28 protein-coding genes are annotated in these 21,175 nt (G+C 60.4%); 5 read left to right on the top strand and 23 right to left on the bottom strand.

Annotated elements, in window-relative coordinates:
• The 7 genes from OVA07_RS14140 to OVA07_RS14110 all read right to left on the bottom strand — a co-directional run bounded on the left by OVA07_RS14140 (position 1) and on the right by OVA07_RS14110 (position 4,945).
• Positions 1-147, bottom strand: coding sequence for a hypothetical protein (locus OVA07_RS14140; RefSeq protein ID WP_268172117.1), 147 nt, complete (start codon positions 145-147; stop codon positions 1-3).
• Positions 137-634, bottom strand: a complete 498-nt coding sequence (locus OVA07_RS14135; protein ID WP_268172116.1) for a hypothetical protein — start codon at positions 632-634, stop codon at positions 137-139. Before OVA07_RS14135 ends, OVA07_RS14140 begins: the two co-directional genes overlap by 11 nt.
• Positions 634-3,306 carry a toprim domain-containing protein gene (locus tag OVA07_RS14130; RefSeq protein WP_268172115.1) on the bottom strand — a complete coding sequence of 891 codons (2,673 nt, stop codon included), beginning with the start codon at positions 3,304-3,306 and terminating at the stop codon, positions 634-636. The genes OVA07_RS14135 and OVA07_RS14130 overlap by 1 nt, the downstream gene beginning before the upstream one ends.
• Positions 3,303-3,695 carry a hypothetical protein gene (locus tag OVA07_RS14125; protein ID WP_268172114.1) on the bottom strand — a complete coding sequence of 131 codons (393 nt, stop codon included), beginning with the start codon at positions 3,693-3,695 and terminating at the stop codon, positions 3,303-3,305. The genes OVA07_RS14130 and OVA07_RS14125 overlap by 4 nt, the downstream gene beginning before the upstream one ends.
• Positions 3,696-3,763: 68 nt before the next feature.
• Entirely contained in the window at positions 3,764-4,135 is a 372-nt protein-coding gene (locus OVA07_RS14120; RefSeq protein ID WP_268172113.1) for an ogr/Delta-like zinc finger family protein, read from the bottom strand.
• On the bottom strand, positions 4,125-4,586 hold the full coding sequence (locus OVA07_RS14115) for a hypothetical protein (protein WP_268172111.1): 462 nt from the start codon (positions 4,584-4,586) through the stop codon (positions 4,125-4,127). The genes OVA07_RS14120 and OVA07_RS14115 overlap by 11 nt, the downstream gene beginning before the upstream one ends.
• Complete coding sequence (locus OVA07_RS14110) at positions 4,583-4,945, bottom strand: transcriptional regulator (protein WP_268172109.1); 363 nt, start codon at positions 4,943-4,945, stop codon at positions 4,583-4,585. The genes OVA07_RS14115 and OVA07_RS14110 overlap by 4 nt, the downstream gene beginning before the upstream one ends.
• 52 nt (positions 4,946-4,997) lie before the next feature.
• Here OVA07_RS14110 and OVA07_RS14105 point away from each other — a divergent pair, with 52 nt between their 5' ends.
• The 4 genes from OVA07_RS14105 to OVA07_RS14090 are packed head-to-tail and all read left to right on the top strand — an operon-like array spanning position 4,998 to position 8,316.
• On the top strand, positions 4,998-5,834 hold the full coding sequence (locus tag OVA07_RS14105; protein ID WP_268172108.1) for an XRE family transcriptional regulator: 837 nt from the start codon (positions 4,998-5,000) through the stop codon (positions 5,832-5,834).
• Positions 5,831-6,253 carry an HIRAN domain-containing protein gene (locus OVA07_RS14100; protein WP_268172107.1) on the top strand — a complete coding sequence of 141 codons (423 nt, stop codon included), beginning with the start codon at positions 5,831-5,833 and terminating at the stop codon, positions 6,251-6,253. Before OVA07_RS14105 ends, OVA07_RS14100 begins: the two co-directional genes overlap by 4 nt.
• A gap of 12 nt (positions 6,254-6,265) precedes the next feature.
• Positions 6,266-7,324 carry a nucleoid-associated protein gene (locus OVA07_RS14095; RefSeq protein WP_268172106.1) on the top strand — a complete coding sequence of 353 codons (1,059 nt, stop codon included), beginning with the start codon at positions 6,266-6,268 and terminating at the stop codon, positions 7,322-7,324.
• Positions 7,321-8,316: a GTP pyrophosphokinase gene (locus OVA07_RS14090; protein ID WP_268172105.1), complete on the top strand. Its 996-nt coding sequence runs from the start codon at positions 7,321-7,323 to the stop codon at positions 8,314-8,316. Before OVA07_RS14095 ends, OVA07_RS14090 begins: the two co-directional genes overlap by 4 nt.
• Here the strand turns inward: OVA07_RS14090 and OVA07_RS14085 are convergent.
• Genes OVA07_RS14085 through OVA07_RS14050 form a run of 8 tightly spaced genes read right to left on the bottom strand, consistent with a single transcriptional unit; the run spans position 8,313 to position 14,714 of the window.
• Positions 8,313-9,305, bottom strand: a complete 993-nt coding sequence (locus OVA07_RS14085) for a contractile injection system protein, VgrG/Pvc8 family (protein ID WP_268172104.1) — start codon at positions 9,303-9,305, stop codon at positions 8,313-8,315. The genes OVA07_RS14090 and OVA07_RS14085 overlap by 4 nt on opposite strands.
• 2 nt (positions 9,306-9,307) lie before the next feature.
• Positions 9,308-9,730, bottom strand: a complete 423-nt coding sequence (locus tag OVA07_RS14080) for a phage tail protein (protein ID WP_268172103.1) — start codon at positions 9,728-9,730, stop codon at positions 9,308-9,310.
• The gene (locus OVA07_RS14075; RefSeq protein WP_268172102.1) at positions 9,730-11,982 is read right to left on the bottom strand and encodes a phage tail tape measure protein; all 2,253 of its coding nucleotides are present in this window, start codon (positions 11,980-11,982) and stop codon (positions 9,730-9,732) included. Before OVA07_RS14075 ends, OVA07_RS14080 begins: the two co-directional genes overlap by 1 nt.
• Positions 11,979-12,116, bottom strand: coding sequence for a GpE family phage tail protein (locus OVA07_RS14070; protein ID WP_268172101.1), 138 nt, complete (start codon positions 12,114-12,116; stop codon positions 11,979-11,981). Before OVA07_RS14070 ends, OVA07_RS14075 begins: the two co-directional genes overlap by 4 nt.
• Positions 12,116-12,553 (bottom strand): phage tail assembly protein, encoded by a 438-nt coding sequence (locus OVA07_RS14065; RefSeq protein WP_268172100.1) that lies wholly within the window; start codon positions 12,551-12,553, stop codon positions 12,116-12,118. The genes OVA07_RS14070 and OVA07_RS14065 overlap by 1 nt, the downstream gene beginning before the upstream one ends.
• Positions 12,554-12,609: 56 nt before the next feature.
• The gene (locus OVA07_RS14060; RefSeq protein WP_268172099.1) at positions 12,610-13,119 is read right to left on the bottom strand and encodes a phage major tail tube protein; all 510 of its coding nucleotides are present in this window, start codon (positions 13,117-13,119) and stop codon (positions 12,610-12,612) included.
• Positions 13,120-13,168: 49 nt separating this feature from the next.
• Positions 13,169-14,338, bottom strand: a complete 1,170-nt coding sequence (locus tag OVA07_RS14055) for a phage tail sheath subtilisin-like domain-containing protein (RefSeq protein ID WP_268172098.1) — start codon at positions 14,336-14,338, stop codon at positions 13,169-13,171.
• A gap of 10 nt (positions 14,339-14,348) precedes the next feature.
• The gene (locus OVA07_RS14050) at positions 14,349-14,714 is read right to left on the bottom strand and encodes a GPW/gp25 family protein (RefSeq protein ID WP_268172097.1); all 366 of its coding nucleotides are present in this window, start codon (positions 14,712-14,714) and stop codon (positions 14,349-14,351) included.
• Between the two features lie 229 nt (positions 14,715-14,943).
• Between OVA07_RS14050 and OVA07_RS14045 the strand changes: the two genes are divergently transcribed.
• On the top strand, positions 14,944-16,107 hold the full coding sequence (locus tag OVA07_RS14045) for a hypothetical protein (protein WP_268172096.1): 1,164 nt from the start codon (positions 14,944-14,946) through the stop codon (positions 16,105-16,107).
• A 94-nt stretch (positions 16,108-16,201) separates the two neighbouring features.
• On the opposite strand, the gene OVA07_RS14040 is transcribed toward OVA07_RS14045, so the two are convergent.
• From OVA07_RS14040 to OVA07_RS14005, 8 genes are all read right to left on the bottom strand, one after another.
• Positions 16,202-16,798 carry a phage baseplate assembly protein V gene (locus tag OVA07_RS14040; RefSeq protein ID WP_268172095.1) on the bottom strand — a complete coding sequence of 199 codons (597 nt, stop codon included), beginning with the start codon at positions 16,796-16,798 and terminating at the stop codon, positions 16,202-16,204.
• Positions 16,799-16,944: 146 nt separating this feature from the next.
• On the bottom strand, positions 16,945-17,265 hold the full coding sequence (locus tag OVA07_RS14035; protein WP_268172094.1) for a hypothetical protein: 321 nt from the start codon (positions 17,263-17,265) through the stop codon (positions 16,945-16,947).
• Positions 17,266-17,293: 28 nt separating this feature from the next.
• On the bottom strand, positions 17,294-17,650 hold the full coding sequence (locus tag OVA07_RS14030; RefSeq protein ID WP_268172093.1) for a hypothetical protein: 357 nt from the start codon (positions 17,648-17,650) through the stop codon (positions 17,294-17,296).
• Complete coding sequence (locus OVA07_RS14025) at positions 17,650-18,261, bottom strand: lysozyme (RefSeq protein ID WP_268172092.1); 612 nt, start codon at positions 18,259-18,261, stop codon at positions 17,650-17,652. The genes OVA07_RS14030 and OVA07_RS14025 overlap by 1 nt, the downstream gene beginning before the upstream one ends.
• Positions 18,248-18,460: a hypothetical protein gene (locus OVA07_RS14020; RefSeq protein ID WP_268172091.1), complete on the bottom strand. Its 213-nt coding sequence runs from the start codon at positions 18,458-18,460 to the stop codon at positions 18,248-18,250. Before OVA07_RS14020 ends, OVA07_RS14025 begins: the two co-directional genes overlap by 14 nt.
• Entirely contained in the window at positions 18,457-18,735 is a 279-nt protein-coding gene (locus OVA07_RS14015) for a hypothetical protein (protein WP_268172090.1), read from the bottom strand. Before OVA07_RS14015 ends, OVA07_RS14020 begins: the two co-directional genes overlap by 4 nt.
• A gap of 13 nt (positions 18,736-18,748) precedes the next feature.
• Complete coding sequence (locus OVA07_RS14010; protein ID WP_268172088.1) at positions 18,749-20,947, bottom strand: hypothetical protein; 2,199 nt, start codon at positions 20,945-20,947, stop codon at positions 18,749-18,751.
• Complete coding sequence (locus tag OVA07_RS14005) at positions 20,947-21,171, bottom strand: hypothetical protein (RefSeq protein ID WP_268172087.1); 225 nt, start codon at positions 21,169-21,171, stop codon at positions 20,947-20,949. The genes OVA07_RS14010 and OVA07_RS14005 overlap by 1 nt, the downstream gene beginning before the upstream one ends.
• Positions 21,172-21,175 lie beyond the last annotated feature (4 nt).

Below are 21,175 nucleotides of genomic sequence, written 5' to 3'. Positions count from 1 at the left end.
TCAAAAGGCGAGGGAGAGGATCGCGGCGCAGCCGGTGACGGCCAGCAGGGCGACGAAAAGCGCGGTGCGCCCGGTGCCGCGTTCGGCACGGAAAGGCGGGGTGCATTCGCGGCAATGGCATTCCATGGGATGCAGATCAGACGGCATGGGTGGCCTCCTGTTGGGTGCGCAGATCGGCGCGGATTTCGTGGGTGATGCGGGCAAGCGCATGGGTTCGGCGGCCCGGTTCGAGGTGCCAGAGCATGGCGATTACGCTGTCGGCCTGCGCCGCCAGTTCGGGTGAAAAGCCGCCTTCATCGCGGGCGATTTCGGCAATGGTGCGCAGGCTGGCATCGAGCGCGGCGCAGCGAAGGGCGAGCGTTGCCAGCGGGGCCGGTTTGCCTTGGCCGGTGCAGATCCAGCGCCAGTCCGCGACGATGGCGCGGAAGGTGGCGAGTTCGGCCTCTGCCTGTTCGGCTTCCAGCTTTCCGGCGCTGACCATGGCGGGGAAGCGCTTTTCGCGCGCGGCCAGCATGCGCTCTGCCATCGCCAGATGATCGGCATAATCGTAGAGGCCGAACGGCGGATCACAGGTTTCGATGCCCTGCCAGACGCGGACGCCACGCGCGGCGTTGAAGTCGATCACCGCGCCCATCAGACGATCCGTTCCGGCTTGGCGGGCTGTTCGAAGACCCAGCATGGCACAGAGCGGTTGCCGGGGGCGTTGACGTTCTTGTTCGCCAGCCATTTGCGGGAATGACTGCCGCGCAGAACCTTTTTCAGCACGTCCATGTTGGGCAGGCGAAGCCCAGCGTGGTGACAGCGGCTTTCGAACTGGGGCAGGTTGACCGCCATCAGCCGGTCAGGGCTGCGCGACTGATTGATGCTTTTGCCTTCTTCGTGCGCTGTCGGGTCTTCGCGGCTGATGAGGTAATCAACCTTTTCCCAGAAGTCGGCCACAAGCGGATGATCGCCGCCTGCGCTTTCCTGCCGGTCGAGCGCCATGGCATCGACCTGTTGCAGGGATTCCACGATCCATTCGGGGCGGATGCCGGGAAACAGCTCGGGCAGCGCTTCGACGGCGGCGGCAAGCTGGCTGTGGCACTTGATCGGACGGGCGTTGTGCAGGCCCTGCACCCGCTTGCCCATGTCGCCATCGTGATGGCTGTAGCGATCAAAGAAGAACGGCAGATAATCCGCTTCCTTGCGGATGACGTGAACGATGGTGCCGGAAACGTCCTCAATCGGCCATTGTTCAAGGCGGACGGCAGCGAGCTTGGTGGCGTCGTTCCAGCGCGACTTGTCGATCGACATCGACATCAGGCGTTCGAGAACCGCCGGGATCGCGTCGATCCGTTCGTTCTGCATCAGGTAGATGGAGCCGAGGAACGGTGGCGATATGGTTTCGAAGCCGCCGGTTTTCTGGCCGGTGCCGCGCGGGCTGCGTCCGTTATAAAGAACCAGCAGTTCGTTGTAATCGAACTGGGCCTTGCCAGTGCGCTTGTCGTCGTCGCGCCTGCCTTCGATCAGGCCGACCGGAAGATTGGACGCCTTCATCAGGGTGCGCGCCAGAAAGGCGACAGTGCCCTTGTTCGGATCGTCGCCTTCGTAATCGGCGCGGCCCAGCAGCTTCCACAGGAATTCAACCATGGTGGATTTGCCGGACCCCGGCATGCCGGTGATTTCGAGAAAGCCCAGCGACTTGTGCTTTTCCCGGATCTGCACCGCAAAAAGGGACATGGTGAAGAACGCCAGCGCGACAAAGCCCTTGGGGCCATAGGCCGTCCACAATTCCGGCACCCATTCAAACCGGATGCGGTCGGGATCGTAGGCGATATCCAGCATGCGTTCGGGGCTGCGCAGCTTCACGGCCTGCTTGCCCAGGTTGAAATAGCTTTCCTTGTTGACGCTGATCGTGCGCCCTTCGCGGACAGCGATATCGCCCAGCACCCACGTTCGGTGGGGCCGGGAATATCCGGTGAAGCTGATCGGTTCGACCACCTTCAAATCCTGCGTCTGGGCGGCGATGATGCGGTCGAGCTGTTCGCCCGTGCCGCGCCACGTCCCGGCAAAGGCCATCAGCCGCTTTTTGAATTCGCCGCTGTTGGCGCAGGCAGCGGATGAGAACCGGGCCTTGACGGTGGGCTGGGCGGTTGGAAAATCGACCTGAAGGAAGAAGTTGGATTCGTCGGCCACTTCATCGCGTTCGCGGTAAAGCAGGCGGAAAGCGCAGTTCGAAATCTCTTCGATTTCAATCTGCCGCTGGCCTTCGCCGTGTTCGTCCTTTTCAACCCGGACGCGGCACCACCAGATGCGGTTCCTGAATCGGAAATCGAAGCCCGCGACCGACCGGGCGGTGGCCAGCTTGCGATCAACGATCAGCTTCGCCTTGTCATAGGCGGTTTCGGCAATGGTGATCTTGCCGTTGTAAAGGAATTCATCGAACGCCTTGGGGCCGAGCGGTGCCTTTTCCGCATCGCCGTTCCAGTCCAGATGTTCGATGAGAAGGTCGTTCCAGTCCTTCTTGGTGCCTTCGCCATCGGGGCGCACCTGCATGGCCGTGGCTTCCCAGCCTTCGGCGCGGGCCTGCTTCACGAATTTACGGGTCGCCTTTGTACCGGCATCGCCCACATCGAAGGCGAAAATCAAGCGGGGCCGCGTGGTGCGCCCGATACGTTCCAGTTCCGCGCGCAGATCGGCAAGGAAGTGTTCGGGCCAGTTGTTGGTAGACATGGCCGAAACGGCCACGCGCTTTACCTGACACAGGGCCGTTGCATCAAAAACGCCTTCGGCAAACAGGATATCGTCGGCCCGCGCAATGTCTTCCATCGTCAGGCGGGGCGGTATCCAGCAATGCCCCCTGTAGCTTCCGCCCGCTTTGAAATGGGCTTTCTTTTCAAACCGGTTCACCCGGTCAATCAGGCGTTCCCAATAGGTGTCGCCCACCTTGAACCTGATAGAAGCCGAGGTGAGATGCGTTTTGGGGCAGCGGAAAACTTCTTGGGTATAGGCCCCGCGCAAAAGCCGCAGATCAAGGTGCCGTTCGCAGCTAAGATAGGCGTCCGCCGTGGCGGTGGGGTTTTCGTCGGTTTCGGGGAACCGCTTAGACCAGTCTTCGAACAGGTCGGGCAGGATGCTGCGAACGCTTTCGGTCCACCCGCAATTATCGGCGCGACCACAACGAACCACCTTGGGGTCTTTGGCAGCGCAAAAGGCTTCGCGCCGCCCGCACTGGGGGCACTTGCCCTCTTGCAGCCATTGTCCCTTGGTTTTGCGGAACTGGAACTGTGCCTGCAGGCCTTTAAGGATTTCGGCTTCAAGGATCACCGGCGCGCACCCTCTTGGGTTAGGGGGATCAGGCGGGCGGCGGACATGACGAACATTCGGCCAAGGTCGGTAAGGCGGTAGCTGCTGCTGTGCTGGCGGGTGCGACCGACGCGGCGTTTCCATCCGCTGTCCGCGAAATGGACCAGCCCGTTGCGTTCCCAGCCCGGTGCTTCCAGCAATTCAATCATCGCCACGTCGAAGGAATCGTGGGCGCGCATTCCGGCCACAGCGGCAAGGAACCAGCGCTGGCGCCGGGTCAGGCGCGGCAGGACCATGCGCAGGGCCTTGTCGAAGCTGATGCGGTGGGCCTGTTCGTCGCGTTTGTGGCGGGCGGGCAGGCTTGGGCCATTGAAGGTCACCGCCGGGATATGGGTGGTTGTTGCAGGCAAAGTTTCCCCCTCGCCCGCAGCGCGGGCGTTAGAAATTTCAGAAATTCGGGTGCGTTGGGTGCGGCGGATCAGCCGGAGAACATGCTGATCTGCCCGTCATCTTCATCCGCATCGGCGCGGCGAGCGGTAATCGACGGTGCGTATTGCGGCGGGCAGATGGGCAGATGCAGATCGGGCCGGTCGATCAGACCGGGGCTGTAACTGTGCACGAACACCACCTGCGCGGCGAAGGTATGGCCGCAACCGGGATTGGAGCAGATGGCATCAAGGTGCTTGACCGTCTCGCTCACTCGCGCTGACCGGCGAATGACACAGCCTTCGTCACATTTCGGGCAAATGACAAAAGCCGCATCGCGCGCACGGGTGCCACCGGATCGCGTCTTCATCATCATGGGCGCGTAAAGCAGCGGACGCGCAGGAAGGGTGCCTTCACCGCTCATGGATATTTCCCCGTTCCAGATTGGTGACCAGCGCCTGCATGGATTCCAGCCCCTCTTTTGCTTCTGTCACCGCGCGCAGGTGGGCGGCAGGATCGTTGGCGCGGCTTGCCGCATCGAGCGTGGCGGCGATGGCTTCGCCCACTTCCTTTGCCGCGCGTGACGTGGCGTCGATCAGGCAGCGCTGGCGGTCGGCATCGTCGGCCAGTTCCAGTTCAAGCCGGGCGGAATAGCATTCCAGCAGCGGGGCACCCGTGCCGCCCGCGCGCTGATAGGCGGCATCAAGGCGGATGGCGTCCTGCAAGCTGATTTCCCGCCCGGTGTCGGGATCGGAGAATTTACGGACCGACCATTCGGATTTGCCGATCACATCGCCGCAGCCATCCCAGCCCAGCAGATCAGCAATGCGGGACAAGGCGCGGTAGGGCGTGAGCGGGCGGCGCAGCTTGGTCATCCGACTGCCCTCCGACTGGAAGACTTGTCCAAAACCTTGATCCGATTGCCGTTTCGGCGCGGGGTAATGGCCGATACTACCGCCACATCGGAACCGGTAGCGGCCATGTCGATGCCCAGCCAGCGGGAGTGCGAAGCGTGGGCCTGCGGCGGATAGATATCAGGGCGGAGAAAGTGACGCGGAACGCCTGTGTCAGCTTCCGCCTTCAGAACATACTCTGCCGGGAGGCGTTTAGATTGCGAGAGCCATCGGCTGACGGTGGACTGGCAGACACCAAACGCTTCAGCCGCAGCCTCCTGCGTCACGTAAGCGTCGATCACCAGCTTCAGGGCTTCAAATCGGGTCGGCGTGCTAATCATGCATTAGTGCATATTAGTGCCATATTAGCTCGTCAATAGGAAACTAATGCTAATGCTGGAAATGGATGCGTTAGACCCCGCCGCTGTGGCAATGAAACTTCCCCTGACAGCGACTCGATTGCGAGATCGCATGCTAGAGACTGGCACGACGCAGGAAGACCTAGCGGACGCAGTAGGCGCTACGCAGGGCGCTATCAGCCAGATCCTGACGGGAATGACGCGGCGGTCTAGGTTGCTTCCGGCCATCGCCACGTTCCTTGCCGTGAACCTTGATTGGCTGGTCGGCACTTCTGATCAAATGATCGAAATGTTTGATGCCGATGGTGAAGACATTAGCGAGGACGACCTCGCGCTAATACGCGCGGGGCGAAGCGACAAACGCCTGTTGAAACCCGAACAACTGGAAGCCAAACCAACCGCGCTAGTTACGTCTCATGTTCCGATCTCCGAAAGCCAAGACGAAGACGACGAACTGGTCGACGTCATGGAAATCGACCTTGCCTTCGGCATGGGCGGTGGCGGCTATCTGGAACTGCCGGTGAAGAAGAAGCCGCGCCGGTTTACCCGTGGGTGGTTGCGCCTGTTCACCCAAGCACCGCCGTCGCAGATTTTCATTGCGCAGGGCATCGGGGATTCGATGGCACCCACGATCCAGAACGCCGACATTGTCATCATCGACACGTCAGATACCCGGCTAACCATGGGTGACCAGATCTGGGCGGCGGCCTATGGCCAGACCGGTGTCATCAAACGCCTGCTGCCTATGCCGAATGGTGGGGTGAAGATTAAATCAGACAACCCGCTGGTGGAATCTGAAATGGCCTATGACGGCGAACTGCATGTCATTGGCAAAGTGGTGGCCGTGGTGCGCAAGATGTCCGGCCTATGACCCTGCCAGCGCTTTCGCTGGCAGTGGTGGGGGCAGACTACGACAACGAAGACAAGGCGCGCAGCAACCGGCGGTTTGAAATTGCGCTGTGCAGGCCGGGCGACCCGATTGAACTGGTGCCGGACCCCAAGAACAAGGCAGACAGCAGCGCCGTTGCCGTATTATCGGAACGCGGCATCCAGATCGGCTATGTCACCGCCGAACGATGCGGGCGCATAGGAGCGCTGATCCGCTCAGGCCACGAACTTCGCGCCGTATTTCAACAGGCTGCACCTTACGGTTGTGTGATCCGCGTCGCTTTTGATGGCGAATTGCCGGTGGTAGATCTGGCCGCTCAACCGATCCGCCCGCGCCCCGAACTGGCGGAAGGCGCGGACCCGGATTTTGACTTTGAGCCGGACGCGGATTGGCCGGATTGACGGGGGAAGCAGATGACCTTCGAGAACCTTACGGTGAGCAGAATTTGTCTTCATGAGGTTTATCCGCGTGGTGAAGACGGAAATGTTGTTCCGCCTCAATATGCCCCTGGGCTATTTCAATTGGGGGGACCGGCACTGGCTACGTTCCGAAGCCGCGTCCTTTCGGCTTTCAAGAGTGATGGACATTCGATGGAAATGGCAATCCGAGACGCTGCAGATGGGTCAGCTGTTCAGATTGGCTCCTCACTTATGGAATCTGACAACGAAGGCTTCGTGCAAGTCTCGCGCCTTTTCGCGGACAACCTTGCCACAGCGCAAAACTCTCAGCGCATTCCCGGCGGACTGGTCGTGGTATTCGAAGGAACCGTTGGCCACCCTGCGAAGCGTTACTTTGGTGTCATGAAAGCAGAGCTACACGAAGGCCTCCAAAAATTAGACGACTTGCAGGCCGTGTTCGTCAACAATCTCTTTTTGAGCAAAGGGACCAAGCTCTACAAAATCGGCCTGTTTATTTTTGATGATCCGGACGGAGCGCTCAACTTTCCTCAACAATGGACGCCGTATCTCTACGACCAACTTCTCACGTCGTCGCGCCGAGACGGAGCCGCAAACTATTTTTACAGCGGATTTCTTGGTCTCAATATTCCGGAAAACAGCGCGCACCAGATTAGACAATTTTTTGAAAAAACTAAGGATTTCATTCGATCATCTGATGCCCCAGTCGAGCTAAAGACGGACTTGTACAATGGTTTGTATACATACCTAAAGGTCGACCAAAGGCCTACCATTCAGGTTCAGCAGTTCGCGGATGACTACATGCCTCCCGATATGACTGACAATTATACAAACTTCATGCGCGGTCAGAAATTTCCGACGCGGGCCATAGATAAGGATTTGTCGGAGGTATTAGGCTCCCTTCGGCAGCGGCGTGTTCGATTTGACCGCCGCCTTACGCTGGTTGGCCCGCCAGACGCCTTTGCTGACTTGGTCGAGATAGAATCAATACACACTGAGAATGGTAGAGTTGCAACGTTGATTACCATTAAGGGCGGAATAGAATCTCAGGAATGACCCGAGAAGCAGAGTTCTTGGAGCGCTGGGCGAAGGAGAAACCTGCGTATCAGGCATGGGGCAATTTTATTGCCGACAGCCTGAAGGCCGCTTTGCGACCGCTCATTGCAGTAGATGTTGACTATTTCCTGAAGGTTCCTGTTCACCCCCGGACGAAGGAAAGCCACAAGCTTATCGAAAAGGCATTCTATCGACCGGGCAAAAATTACGCTGATCCTTATTCCGACATAACGGATAAAGTGGGCATCAGATTTGTGGTGCTTTTGGGCACAGACATCCGATTGGTCGAACAAGCTCTCACCGGGTTGCCACGTTTCGTTTTTTCGCGGGATCGCGATCATGAAGAAGAGCAGGCAGCAAGGCCAATTGAGTTTGATTACGCAGCCGTCCATTATGTGGTCAGGCCATCGGTGGACATTACAATCAACGACGTCCGCATTCCGGCTGACACGCCGTGTGAGGTGCAAATAAAGACCATCCTGCAGCACGCCTACAGCGAACTAACCCATGACACGATCTACAAGCCACAGATCCAAGCTACGCATGTCATGCGACGCAATGCTGCGAAAAGCATGGCGCTGCTGGAGGCGACCAATGATTATTTTGAGCGGGTTGATCGTGACGTGAAAGAGGCACTTGCCTCAGTCCGGGATATCACGCGAGCTGCCAGCGAAGTCTATCGTCATGCCTTAGGCCTTGAGCCTAAGCCTTCGGGGCTTGAAGGCTTGCTCGCTGGCGCATACGAAGAAGAATACGATGGGCAAGCCGAGTATACGGCAGCGGTAAAAGACCTGATCGAAGCCAAGCCGTTCCTCCCAGAACTCATCCGCTCTCATCTAGAATCGAAAAACCCAATCTTTGCACAGCCTTCGATCCTACTGGTTTACTTGATTGCGAGCCGAAATTATCGAGACGCGATACGGCTATGGCCGTTGACGTTAGACCTGATCGAACCGCTTCTGAATGACATCGGGGAAAGCGTGTATAACTAAGCGCTCTCCAGCGTGACCTTCTGCTGCAACCCACCGGCGCCGAGCGACGTTTCCACACTCTCTACCAGCCAGATCGCCGCATCGACCCGCGCATTCCAACCCAGCATTTTGGCGCGGGCGTTCGGCTGTATCTGCATGTCGGCTTGGGCAAGGGCGTATTCGAACTTGATTGCGCCACGCTTGCCTTTGTTTGCTGCGGCCCTTGCCGCCTGATCGGCCTCGGCTTGGCTCGCATAGACGCGCTTCAGCCTTTTGCGGTTGGTGCCGCCGCTGGTCACCTTCTGGCGTTTGCCCTGCGCCTTGTCATGCCATTCCGCCTCTGCGCCATTGTGTTCATCACGATCCGCGCGGGTGAATCGCCATGTGCCACCGTCGCGGCGGGTCAGCGTCAGGGTTGGAATGGCCGCGCCGCTGGCGGTGGTGCTGGCCCCGACCGGCATGAACAGCAGTGCACGGTCTTTCCATGTGGCCACGGCATCGAACCGGCTTCCCAGATCCTTGACCATGGCCATGTCGCTTTTGCCGTGCTGGTCCAGCACTTCGATCGCGAGGCCTGCCAGATCGGGGTGAACCTTGGCCGCAATGCCGTTGCGCGCGGCGATGGCGGACAGCAGCGCGCCGACGGTGGTATCGCGCCAGACTTGCGTTCGGCGCTTGCGGTAATCGCCTGCCAGATCAGCCGAGCGCGCGCGGATGGTGATGATATCGGGCGGGCCGCTTTCTTCCACCTCGTCCACCTTGAACCGGCCTTTGCCGACCAGACCGGTTGACGTGCCGCCCGAACGCCAGCCCAGCGAGAGAGTAAGGATGCGTCCAGTTTCAGGAGCGATCAGCCGCCCATCGTGGTTTTGCAGGGTGAGCGATAGTTCATCAGCTTCGCCGCCGCGCTTTTCAGTCAGGGTCAGTTCGATGAAGCGCGGGTCGATCTTGGCCGCCAGATCGGTTCCATCGTCCAACAGTAGCTTCATGCCTGCAATGTTCGCGGCCATGGTCAGTCCGCCCGTTCCAGATCAAGGTTGAAGTCCACCCCGCGCGGCAGGCCACCGCCCATGATGGCCACCTGCCGTTCTTCCAGCCCGACGATGCGATAGTGGCCCAGCACGCGGCCCAGCCCATCGACCAGCGGGTAATCCTCGCCGGTGTCAGCCATGGCCTTGATAACCTCGATTGCGGCAAACTGCCCCGCCACTTCGGGCATGAGCCGCCCGGACAAGGTAATGCTGTCTTCGCCGGGGCCAAGGAACTGGCTGGCCGGGCGGGCCATGAACCGTTCGGTCGATCCGTGCCGCCATGTGGTGCGGCGCACCAGGTCGGAATAGGCCATGGTGTCCATGCCGAAGATGAACATGCCCAGCGAAAGCAGGTGTGCGGGTGACAGGGTGGTGCCCGCGATCACGGATGGCAGTGAAGCCATTAGCGGTCGCCCTCGTAAGAACTGCGCGCGCGGACGCCTTTGACCTGTTCCAGCTTGCGGATCACGGCGTTTGCCAGATCATCCACGCTTTGCCCCTGCGCGCCATAGACCTGCACAATGATGGGGCTTAGGCCGCCACCCAGCGCGCCGCCTTGCGTGACGGGGCGAGAGGCCGGGGAAATGGGTGAAAGCGAGACGGCACCGGCCTTGGCCACACCCGACGCCATGCGCGACATCGAATGGAGCGGGGCGTTGCGGCCCTGATCGATGCCTTTGGCAAGGCCGGTGGTCAGATGCCCGCCCATCTGCATCAGCAGGCGCGAGGGCGACTTGATGCCGAAGAAGTTCTTGAAAGCGGCGATGCCGTTTCGCGCGACATCCAGCAGGCGATTTCGCAGGCCGAACGGGTCGATCATCGAAAGCAGGCCCTGCATCATGGACGAGCCGAGGCTGCGCAGCCATTGCGGTGCGGCGGATAGGGTGTCCTTCACCCACTGCCATCCCGTGGCGAACGCTGTCTTGATCTTCGACCAGTTGGTGTAGACGAGATAGGCCAACACACCGATGGCAACGCCAATGGCCACGATAGCGAGGACCATCGGATTGGCGAGCATCATAGCCCCGGCGCGCATGACACCTTGAGCAAGGAACAGGGCGGCGGTGCGCATGACGCCGAAGACGCGGACCGCCATGCCGCCCGCCCGGATGCCGACATTGACGAACTGACCCAGCGTTTTGCTCATCATGATGATGCCGCTGTGCATTCGGAAGAACTTCAGTGCGGCGGCGAAGGGGCCGAGCAGTGTCCCGAACGTCACCTGCAACGCGCCCAGCCCAACGCGAAAAGCGACGAGATAGGCAAAACCCTGCACCAAGGCGGATGAAAGCTGCGGATGCGCATTGCTCCACGCGCGAACCGAGCGGGAAAGTTCAAGGATCTTCTGCGAGGCTGTGACGATGGTGGGGAGAAGGTATTTGCCCAGTTCGATGTTGACCGCCTGCAATCCATTCAGCGCCAGCCCGGTTGCGCCTTCGGTGGTGGCCACGCGCGCAAGGTATTCCTTTTGCATCGAACCGGCATAGGCCGCCTTGTCGCCCACCATGGCGAAGTTGGTCTGCAGCTTGTCAAGGTTGGTCAGCATCGGGGCGATGGCAGAGACGGATTCAGTGCCGAACAGTTCGCCCAACAGGCTTGCCTGCATGTCCTTGGGCAGCTTGCTGATCTTGGACAGGACCGTGGTGATTGTGCCCGACGCATCCTTTTGCATACCCTTGGCAATGCTGCCCGCCTCAAGTCCAAGGCTGGACAGGGCGGCTTGCTGCCCCTTGGTGGCAGCTGTGCCCTTCGTCAGCGCCAGCATCATGTTCTTGATGCCGGTGGCGGCGACTTCCTCTTCCACGCCAACGCTGTTCAGCAGCTGGGCCATGGCGCCAACCTGAGACGATGAAAGCCCCGCAACCTGACCCAGCGCGCCGATGCGAGTAACGATGCCGGAAACCGCCGTGGCGTTGCCGCCGTAGGTGTTAGTCAAGGCGTTGATCTGATCGGCCAGCGCGGTGACACCGCCTTGCGACAGGCCGAAAGCAGTGCGCCACTTGGCCATCATACCGCCCGCTTCATCGCCGGTCATGTCGAAGGCCACGCCCATTTTTGCCGCATCCTGGGCGAAGCCGAGCAGCTCCTTGCGCGGGATATTTGCGCGCCCAGCAGCGGCGACGATCTGCGCGATTTCGCCCGCTGCCATGGGGATTTTGGTGCTTAGGTCGAGCACGTCATTGCCCATCTGGGCGAACTGTTTGGGCGTATCGAAGTTCACCACCTTGCGCACGTCTGCCATGGCAGATTCAAACGCCATCGCCTGTTTTGCGGCGAAGGCCAGTGGCACTCCCATGGCGGCCCCGCCGATCAGGTTATCCTGCCCGCGCGACGTATATTCGCCAGCGGCCCGGCGCATGGCGCGATCATCGGCATTGAGTGCGGCAAGGCGGCGTTGGCGCTTTAGCTGTTCGTTGGTCTGACGAAGCTGGTTTTCCAGATCGCGTTCGCGGTTCATCAGTTCGGTCACGTTGCCGGTGCCCTTGCCGATTTCGCGCCGCACTTTGGCCATTTCGCGTTCGAGCTTTTTCGCCTCGCCATTAAGGGCGCGAATGGATTTTGACCCATCGCGCCCCAACCCGATGATGTTGCGCAGGGCACCCGACATTTTGTCATGGCCGATGAAGTTGACCAGCAGGTTCAGCTTATTGCTCATGCGCCACTTTCCGGGTTGCCGTGCATGGTGTTCCAGCGATCAACCGCGCGGGCGCGCCACTCCACCAGTTCGCAAATAGACAGGCTTTCCAGTTCGGCCTTGGACCAATGAAAGATGGCCGCAATATCTGCCATCAGGTCTTCGGTTGATATTGAGACATCACTGCCTCGATCATTCCCTTCTCCGCCTTCGTCATAAAAAAACCGCGCACGGTTCCTGCGATTTCGGAGAAGTCTGCCGGGTCAAGATTGTTCACCTCATCCGGGGTCAGCGGCGGTTCGCTGATGCGGGGAATCAAGGTCAGCATCGCCACGATATCGGTGTTCATCACGTCCTGCAGCGAAAGGCCGCGAAGCTCGCCCGCCTTTGGCCGACGGATATTGAGCGTATCCATCGTGGTTTCGCCGCGCGTGATCGGGGCGGACAGGGCCACGGTTTCAAATGTGCGTCCGGTGACGGCCTGCGGTGTGGTTTGGTCTGACATGATGCGGGGCTTTCGTCTGGCGCGGGGCTGGTGGGCGCTGGCGACAGTGGCGGGCGGCAGATTTGAGAGGACCGCCACCGCCGCCATGCCCCCGCCGGACAGCGCCCCGCAAAAGGACTGCCCGGCGAAGCTGGAAAGACAGATCAGTTGGAAATGATCGCCATGATTTCGGCGTAACGATCCACGCCATCGACGATGAAGATACCGCGCAGCATGTCGATTTCGATTTCGGTGCGGCCATCCACCACGCGGCGATAGTAGGCCAGCGGCACCTTGTATTTCTGTTCGGTGCTGTCGCCTGCCTTTGACTTGCCGGGATCGATTTCGGTGAAGCGTCCGCCGATGTAGACTTCCACCGCTTGTGCGGCGCTGCCGTTGTCGGCCTGATAAGCCCCGACCAGACGGACGCGAACGCCATCGACGCGGGTGGTGCCGAATTTGCGGATCAAGGTGGCTTCGTGCCCACCCATGGAAAGGCTGGCCTCCATGCCTTCAAGGCCCATGTCGACCTTGATCGGGCCAAGCATGCCGCCGCCGCGCCAGTCATCGGTGGCGATGACCAGCTTGGGTTCTTCAAATTCACCGATGATGCCGAGGTAGCTTTCGCCATCCACGAAGGCATTGGCGTTCTTCAGTTTGCGGGGAAGGCCCATGGCCCGATCCTTTTCAAAAGCGGGGAGAAGTGGCGGAAGAGGGGGCCGATCAGGCGGCGTTGGCGATCTGGTCGGCAAAGCCGGAATAGTAGTAATCGGTGATGACGAGGCTGACCTGCGGGTTCTCCATCGGCGCGACCGGCGTGTATTGCAGGCGGAAATTGGGGCGGCCTGCGGCAAGCTGGGCCGGGCTGTTGGCGTCGGCATCGAAGAACACTTCACCGCCCATCAGCCTGCCTTCGCTGACCAGCTGGCGGATTTCCGCATTGATGGTTTCCAGCAGGTCTTTGACACGGCCCACGGTCATCGGCTGATCGAGAAAGGGCTGAACCGCTGTGGCGATGATGTCCTGTAGCGCGTGGCTGGTGCGCACCGCCGTTTCGAACGAAAATTCCGGCTGATCGTCGCCCGCTGTGGTGCGGTTGCCCCACAGCCGATAACCGCCACTGGCCCGGATGATCGTCGTGACCTGGGCGTCGTTGAGGACACCGGCGTCGGTATCGTTGTCCATCAGATCGAAGTGGACGTTCTTGGTTGCCCCGGTCACCCCATAGAACGGGACGTTGGAAATGGACTTGTGCCAACCCTGTTCTTCATCGATCCGCGCGCGCAGGCCGAGCGCGCGGGCCACGATGTCACCGGCGAAATCGGGCGAGCTATCAGGCCAGAGGATCATGCCTTCGCGCTGGCCGAATTCGCCGCGATAGGTAACGACTTCGGCCACATCGTCGCCGTCGCCATGGAAGTAGACGAAGCTGCGAAGCTTTTTGGCCACGACATACATTTCGGCCACGACTTCCTGCGTATCGAGGCCGGGCGCGCCCAGAATGCGCGGGCGTTTGCCGACCAAGGTTTCCGCCGCGAGAAGGGCTTGCAGGCCGGTATAGACGTTGCCGTCTGTGCTGCCGATGACATTGGCGTCGGTTTCGGCCTGATCTTCGCCCTCTTCCACGCGGACCACGATGACGAGGGGCGAAGCTTCATCGCCAATGGCTTCAAGCGCGCGCTTCAGCGTGCCGCCGCTGCCTGCCTTGCCCGCCGCGACATCGACGCTGGTGACCAGAACGGCGGTGTTCAGCGGGAACGCGGCATCGATGGCGGCCTGACTTTCGGGCACAACAGCGGTGGACGTGGCCATCAGGCCGATGATCGCCATGCTGGAACGGCGGATGTTGCGAACGCCGCTCGCGGTTTCGGTGATGGTAAGACCGTGGGCCATGGCAATTCCTTCAGGAAGCGGGCGCGGTGGTGGCCGCGCGCCGGATGGGGATGGACAGGGTGACAAGGGCGGTGGGATCGGGCGCGTCGAGGTCGTATCCTTCGATACCGATGACAGGCGCGCCGCCCGCGAAATCACCCGACAGGGTAATGCGGGTGATCCTGAAGGCGGTTTCCCAGCGACGGATGGCGATGGCCGTGGCCGCGCGCAGCAACATGGCGGTGGCGACGTTCAGGGGGCGGTCGATCAGTTCATAAACCATCGAGCCGAATTCGCGCCGCATGACACAGGTGCCCAGCGGTGTGGTGATGATGCGGGCAATGGACAGCGCCCGGCGCGCGGGGCCGGAAATGGCTTTGCCTGTCAGTGGGTCCATGCCGATCATGCAGGGACAGAAACGCGCTTTGCGCGCGCGGGGCCAGTGGGCGGCGCGGTAGTGCGGCGGTTTACCGCGCTACTAAGTCAATGGTCCTGGCGTTTAGCTTTGTTGAGTGAAGCTGCGATAGGTGGCAGCGCGTCTTTTCACGTCAATTACGTGACCCAAAGCACATAAATTTTGCCGCTGATTGATAACTTGATGGTCGCTACTTCGGAAGGGGCATCTCATGGCATGTGAAGGCGAGCAGCGCGCGTTTGAAGAGCGCTTCGAACAGCTTAGGGCGCAGGTACAGTCTGAGATCGAAGCAATTCAAGCGGATGCCGATCAGGATTTTTCGGACATTGCAGCGCACGATGATAACAATGATTTGGCCCAAGGCATTGGCGCTACTGCTGGGGCCGCTGTCGGTACCGCTCTTGGCGGAGCCGGTGGAGCAGCGGCAGGTGCGGTCATCGGTCGAGAAATCGGCAACTTGTTCCTTGTCGAAATTTATATGCACAAGGAGCGCTTCATTTTTTCTGTGCCTTCGGTCACGATGAAGCAAAAGAAGGTCAGTTTCGACGTTCCGACCGTCACGATCGATGATCAAACCGTCAGCTTCAAGATTCCAGTAACTGTTATGCAACGTGTCAAAGGGCCTCCTAAGCCTGAGACAGTGATCGAATGGAAGAATGTATGCCACAAAATTCCATTCAACGGCAAAGTATGCACGAAACAGCCTCAGGTCACAGTTCGATGGAAGGACACTTGGATTGACGTTCCGACCGTCGAATTCAGGGAAGTGCGCATAACTGCCGGTGTTCCTCAAGTTACCATGAAGCCGCACGATATCACCTTTGGCGTGCCGCAAGTTGGTATGAAGGATATCGAGCTGATTGTGGAAATTCCGGCAGTGAGGGTTTCATACAAGCGTGACGTTGGTCGGAGAACCGCGTCGCAAACTGCCGCGCTAGCTCAATCGCTGCAGGAAGCGCTGATGCGCAAGGATGCTGAGTTCCGATCACGGGTACAAGCTGAGGTAGCGCCATTAGCATTGGAAATGTTCGCCTGCCACCGCCGTTCAATTGAAGCTCAGCGAACTCAAGCTATCTCCGAATTTGAGGAAGAGATTGGCAAACTCACCGGCGTTGTCAGCGCTTTGATTGCCAAGGGTGTGCCAGAGACGGATGCTAGCGTGATCAACGCGAAAGGCCTCTTGGCTGACGCCATCGCCAAGCGTGATGCAGCAGCGAAACCTTTCAACGATGCTTTGGATGAACTGAATTCTGCAATTGAGGAAGCAATGCAGAACTTACTTTCTTCGGGACAGTCTGACCAAGCTCTCATGAAAACGAATCATGAAGCAGAGCGTGAGTTGATCGGACGCCATATCGAATATTTTCCTGCCTAATCGTTGGTTCTTGGACGGCGCCTTCTATGAATCCAGCCAGCGCCAAATTCTCGGCGCTGGCTGTTGCGCGCGACATCGAATTTGCCCCAGATGCCTATTTTGCTGGTCCGGTTTGATCGGTCCCAATTTGCACGCCTGAGTGCCGATGACCGGTTAGGCTGATGCCTTCGGCAGTGACATCGCCTCCAGCTTCGACCGTGCCAGAAACGGTCACATCGCCTTCAATCGTCACCGGGCCGCGAATGGTCAAGCCTCCAGGCGCGTCGACCAGTGCGGTGCCGCCAGCGGGCAGGATGGCGGACAGGCCGTGGGCGACGGGATCATAGGTGACGCGCGCGCCGTCTTCGTATTCGGTGACTTCGGTCGGTGAATTTCCGGGCGGCGGGTTTTCGTCGTTGAACAGGCCCACCAGCGCCACGCCGTTGCCAATCTGGCCATCGGGGCACAGCAGGACCGCCTCTTCGCCAAGGCTGGGGGGTGACCAGTCTTTGGTCTTCCCGGCGCGCGCCGCCAGCCAGCGAATGGGCGGGCTTTCGCCGCCGTCGCCAGCATCATCATCGTCATCATCAGGATCTGAAAAGCGCACCCGGCAGCGGGGCGGATTAAACGTGACTTCGCTGACCCTGCCAAGCCGGATCAGGGTGGAAGGATCAAGCGGGATGTCTTCTTCCTGCGCCATGGGGCGGGTCACCTGTTTTTGCCCATCACCTGTTTTGGCAGAGCCGGTCGTGGACCGCGTTGTGTTCCAGCGCCGCGTTTACGGTCTGATCGGAATCGAAACGGTTGCCGGGATCGTCCACCCCGGCGGCGGGTGCGGGATCAATGCTGATACGCCGGTCAATCAGGCAAAAATCGCTGACAGTTTGCGGGGGTGCGGGCTGACCGCAGGCACTGGTCATAACGAGCGCGAGAACCGGGATCGTAGATTTCAGCGCGGGCGGCATTGGCGTCTCCTGTGCGTTCAAGAGTGGTCTGCAGATCCTGCGCCCGCTGGCTGGCCGCGCCTGCATCGCGCTGGGCCTTGCTGCTGGTGGCAGCGGTGGTGCCGATCCGGTCGAGCATGAGGAGGATGGCCAGCACGGCGCACAACAGGGCAGCGGCGATCAAGGCCCAGCGTGGCAGGCCAAAGGCGGTGCGTAGGGCAAGCCAGTTCAACATTGGGGCGTTCCTTGCGGGAAAGTCGGGATCATTTGCGCGAAGGGCCGGGTGGATCTCCGGCGGGCGTTTCCCCCCGTTCGGCTTCACCGCCTTCGAAGTTGAACGACTTGTCACCTGCCTTGCCCTGCAGCTTGCGCGGAGTGACCGCGAACCCAAGGCCCAGCAGGACCAGACCGATGGAGCCGACCGCAATCCACAGCGTCCAACGGATGGTGGTGGCGCGGTTTACCTCGCTGCGTTCGGTCCAGCCTTCGGCGGGCAGCAGCTGCGCCACGCCCCACCAGACAAACCCGGTCAGCACGACAGCCCCGGCGACGGAAAAGACCAGCGCAGCGAAGGCCCGCCAGTCACGCGGGGGCCAAGCGGGAAGGAAGCGCCCCGGCATCAGTCTGGCTTTGCATAAAGCGCGGCTTCGCGGGCGCGGCGGTCGGTCAGGCCTTTCAGGACTGTGGTCTTGCCATTGACCTTGGCCTTGTTCCACTTGGCGAACTGCGCCGCCGCCCCGGCAAAATCGCCCGCGTTGTGTTTGCGCAGCAACGTGCTGTCGCCCAGCCCTTCGGCAACATCGTCTTCGTCCTCATCCTCGCCGACGTTGAATGCGAAGCTGACCATGGCGGAAAACTGATTGTCGGTGGCGACCGGGGCCAAGCGCTGCACCGCCGCTTCGAACCGGGACAGATCGGCGCGCAGAAGCTGTTCGGCGCGGTCCAGCGTGATCGACTTGCCCGCCTTCACATCAGGCCCGGTGTGGCCCCAACCAATGGTCCAGATGCCAGCGGGGCACAGATATGCTTTCAGCCGAAGCCCTTCATACTGTTTGATGATCGCCAGCCCGGCATCATTGATGCGCCGCTTGGCCTGCGCGATGTGGGGCACGTTGAAAGCATCGAGCAGGTTATCAAGCGCCAGAATGTTGCCTGCATCGGCGAACAGGCCGGGGCGGGCGACGGCGCGCACGGCGTCGAAGATGGTTTTGCGCGGGTCAAGTGCGGTCATTTTGCGCTCCTTTGCGCCGGATCAGGCGCTGCACAGTGGCCGTTTCGTAGATACGAATGGCGGTCCAGATGATGGTCAGAAGGGAAGCGACCGCAGGCAACATGCTGATAAGGCTCCCCAGCAAGGTGAAGATTGAAAGCGCATCGAGCGCATGCTTGAGGCCTTCGGGCAGGTGCTGCCAAAGATCGCGAGGGATCATCTTGGCGCGCCTTCGGCGACAGCGGTTTCGAACGTCGCCACGATGGCCGCCAGATTGTCATGCAGGGCGCGCAATGTCGCATCCTCTCCGGATGTCGCGCTTACCTGCCCATCGATCAGGCGTTGCAAGACATCGGCAACAGTCGCCACCGTGGTGGCTGTCAGGTCTTGGGTGTGCTGCAATGTGATGCCGCGCAAAGCCAATGCCATGGCCATATGGCTTTCAAGCGTCTGGACGCTGGCGGTCAGGAATGGCAGGATTTCGGAAAGATTCACGGGCGTTCTCCTGTCATGCTGCCGCGCCAACGGCAGAGGCCGAACCACGGCGCACACCGGCCATGTCATGTTTGATGCGCGGTGCTTTGATGTTGGTGACCAGTGCGGTTTTCGGCGAGAAATCCCCTGTCGCCGCGCCCGGAAAAAGCGTTGCCGCCGTGCCGCCCTGTGTGGTGCCGGTCATGTTAGCAGGCAGGGCGTATCCATCATGGATATGGTTGTCGTAGATCGGCTTTCCGGCAAGCTGGGTGCCCTGCCACCGGAAATCTTCGAACGTATTGCTGGCCCACAGGCAGTAGCTGTCAGCATCGAACGGGATGGCCGGATTGTCATTGCGCAGCCAGAACAACTGGTTGACCGCCGTGTTGTGCGCAAAGACGAAGTGGCGCATGTAATCGCCCATCTGCGACCGCGCAGCGCTGCGCACACCAAACCCCCACACGTCCTTGCAGTGCCAGGCGTTGTTAATGAACACCGCATCTTCCAGATCACCGATCAGGAAAATGGCGCCGACGTAGTTCGTCGTCACATTGTTCGCGCAGATGATGTTCTGCAGGACGGCACCGTCCTGCTTTTGCCACCAGTCGGCATGGATATCGAACGTGGTGCCCAAGGTGAGAGTGCCGCCACTGCCAGCTTGTGCGGGCCAAGTGCCGGGAATGTATGTCCCCTGATAGGGAACCAGCGTCCACGCGGCGCGCGTGTCATCCAGCAATGTGGCTGACCAGCCCGCGCCAAGCCCGTTGATCCATGCCACCACGTCGGACACGTCATAGTTTGTGCCGGCCACCCAGCCCGCCAGCGTCGAAAGAACCGTAAAGGTGCCAACAGCCGTGCCTGCGACGCGCGCCGTAAAGGTGTTGCTGGTCCGTTCGAGCGTGCCGCCCGCCGGAAAGGTGACAGTCATCGCCGCCGTGTGGATGGCATAGACAGTGCTGTCGAAATCATCGATCCGGTTGTTGATGAAGCACAGGGAATGATCGGCAAGATCAGACCAGCAGGTGTTAAACGTGCAGCCCCGGACCAAGGCGGTGTTCAACGCCGCATTCCACAGGTTCGAGAACGTGCATTCTGTCACCCACGCGCCATCGGTTGGTGCGCCCTGACCACGCATCAGCCAGCCAAGGCCATTGCGGGTGCCTTTGCGATAGAGGTCATAGCGCCCGGCGCTGTTGGTCAGGTTAATGCCGTCCAGCCAGTGATTTCGGCCAGTGCTGTCGGAGTGCCACAATTCGCTGGCGTATTTGAAGTCCAGCGTAAGGTTTTTGCCGAACAGGTGCATCGGAACGCCGGGGCGATGCGCGCCGGGTTCGGTATTGGACGCAGGCGCGGGCTTGGTCAGCGTGGCCGGAACCGATGCGGTCAGATGCACATAGCCATTGATATGGCTGCCATTGGACCAGCCATTGGTCGGCCCGGTCGTGTCGTAATCACCGCTTTCCGTGATTGTGATGAGCGGGTTGGTGGCGTTCTGGGCTTTGAGGTAGTTGAGTGCGTTGTTCAGCGTCTTGTAGCGCGCGCCAGCCACTTCTGCGGGCGTTGCAGCAATCTCGATCTGATGCGAATACTTCGCCGCCTTCGGGCTGAACTGATAAGGCCCGATGACCCGGCTCTGCATGGTGGCATCGCGCGGCACCAATTCAAAATAGACCTGCGCATTGCCATAGCGTGCATCGTTGAGCAGCGTGGCCCACCAGCCTTGATAGGTTACCGTCCTGCCGTTCACGTCACGGAAGGAATGGTAGCTGGGCTGATCGATGGTGACCGTGCTGCCTTCGTAATGAACGATGACGTGCTTCAGTCCCAGATTGTCGAGATCGCCAGCATTGTTCGCGGCGGCATAGACCCCGACTGGCAGGGAATCTGTGAACCACTGGAACGGCGGCGCGATCAGCCGTCCGGCAGGCTTTGCCGTAACGCGAACCGGATCTACCGGCGGTGCCCCGGCAAAACCACTGCCGGCAGTTCCATTCCACGCGGCCCCAGGACTGATCGACAGATAGGTGTTGCGGTTGTCCACCTGAAAGCGGTTGGCTTGCGCAGCAAAGGCCGCAGCTGCAGCCTGCGCAGTGGTTTCATCGACAAGGGGCTGGATCACCGACCCCAGAAAGGCGTTGAGCGGCGTCTGAACCAGCTTGCCATCCTGAAGGATCGGCGCGGTTTCCTCGCCGGTCAGAGGCCCCGCAAGGTCGAAGTCGGATGTCTTGGCCATCAGCCCTGTCCTTTCACGGAGCTATTGCCCAGCAGGCCCAGCGCGAACTTGTGCGCCACGCCTTGCGCCACCTCTTCGACACGGGTGCGCGTGGCGGCGCGGTCGTGCCGCCCGTCCGCATCGATCACGGCGTTGACGGCGCGCAGGTGCCTTTTGCCGTTCTGTTCGAAGGTAACCGGAACGGTGCCGGTGGCGCGGTCTAGCTTGCCGATGGTGGTCTGCATGATG

The sequence above is a fragment of the Novosphingobium sp. SL115 genome (assembly GCF_026672515.1).
Taxonomy (GTDB): Bacteria; Pseudomonadota; Alphaproteobacteria; order Sphingomonadales; family Sphingomonadaceae; genus Novosphingobium.
This window is presented reverse-complemented; position numbering and strand designations above follow the sequence as displayed.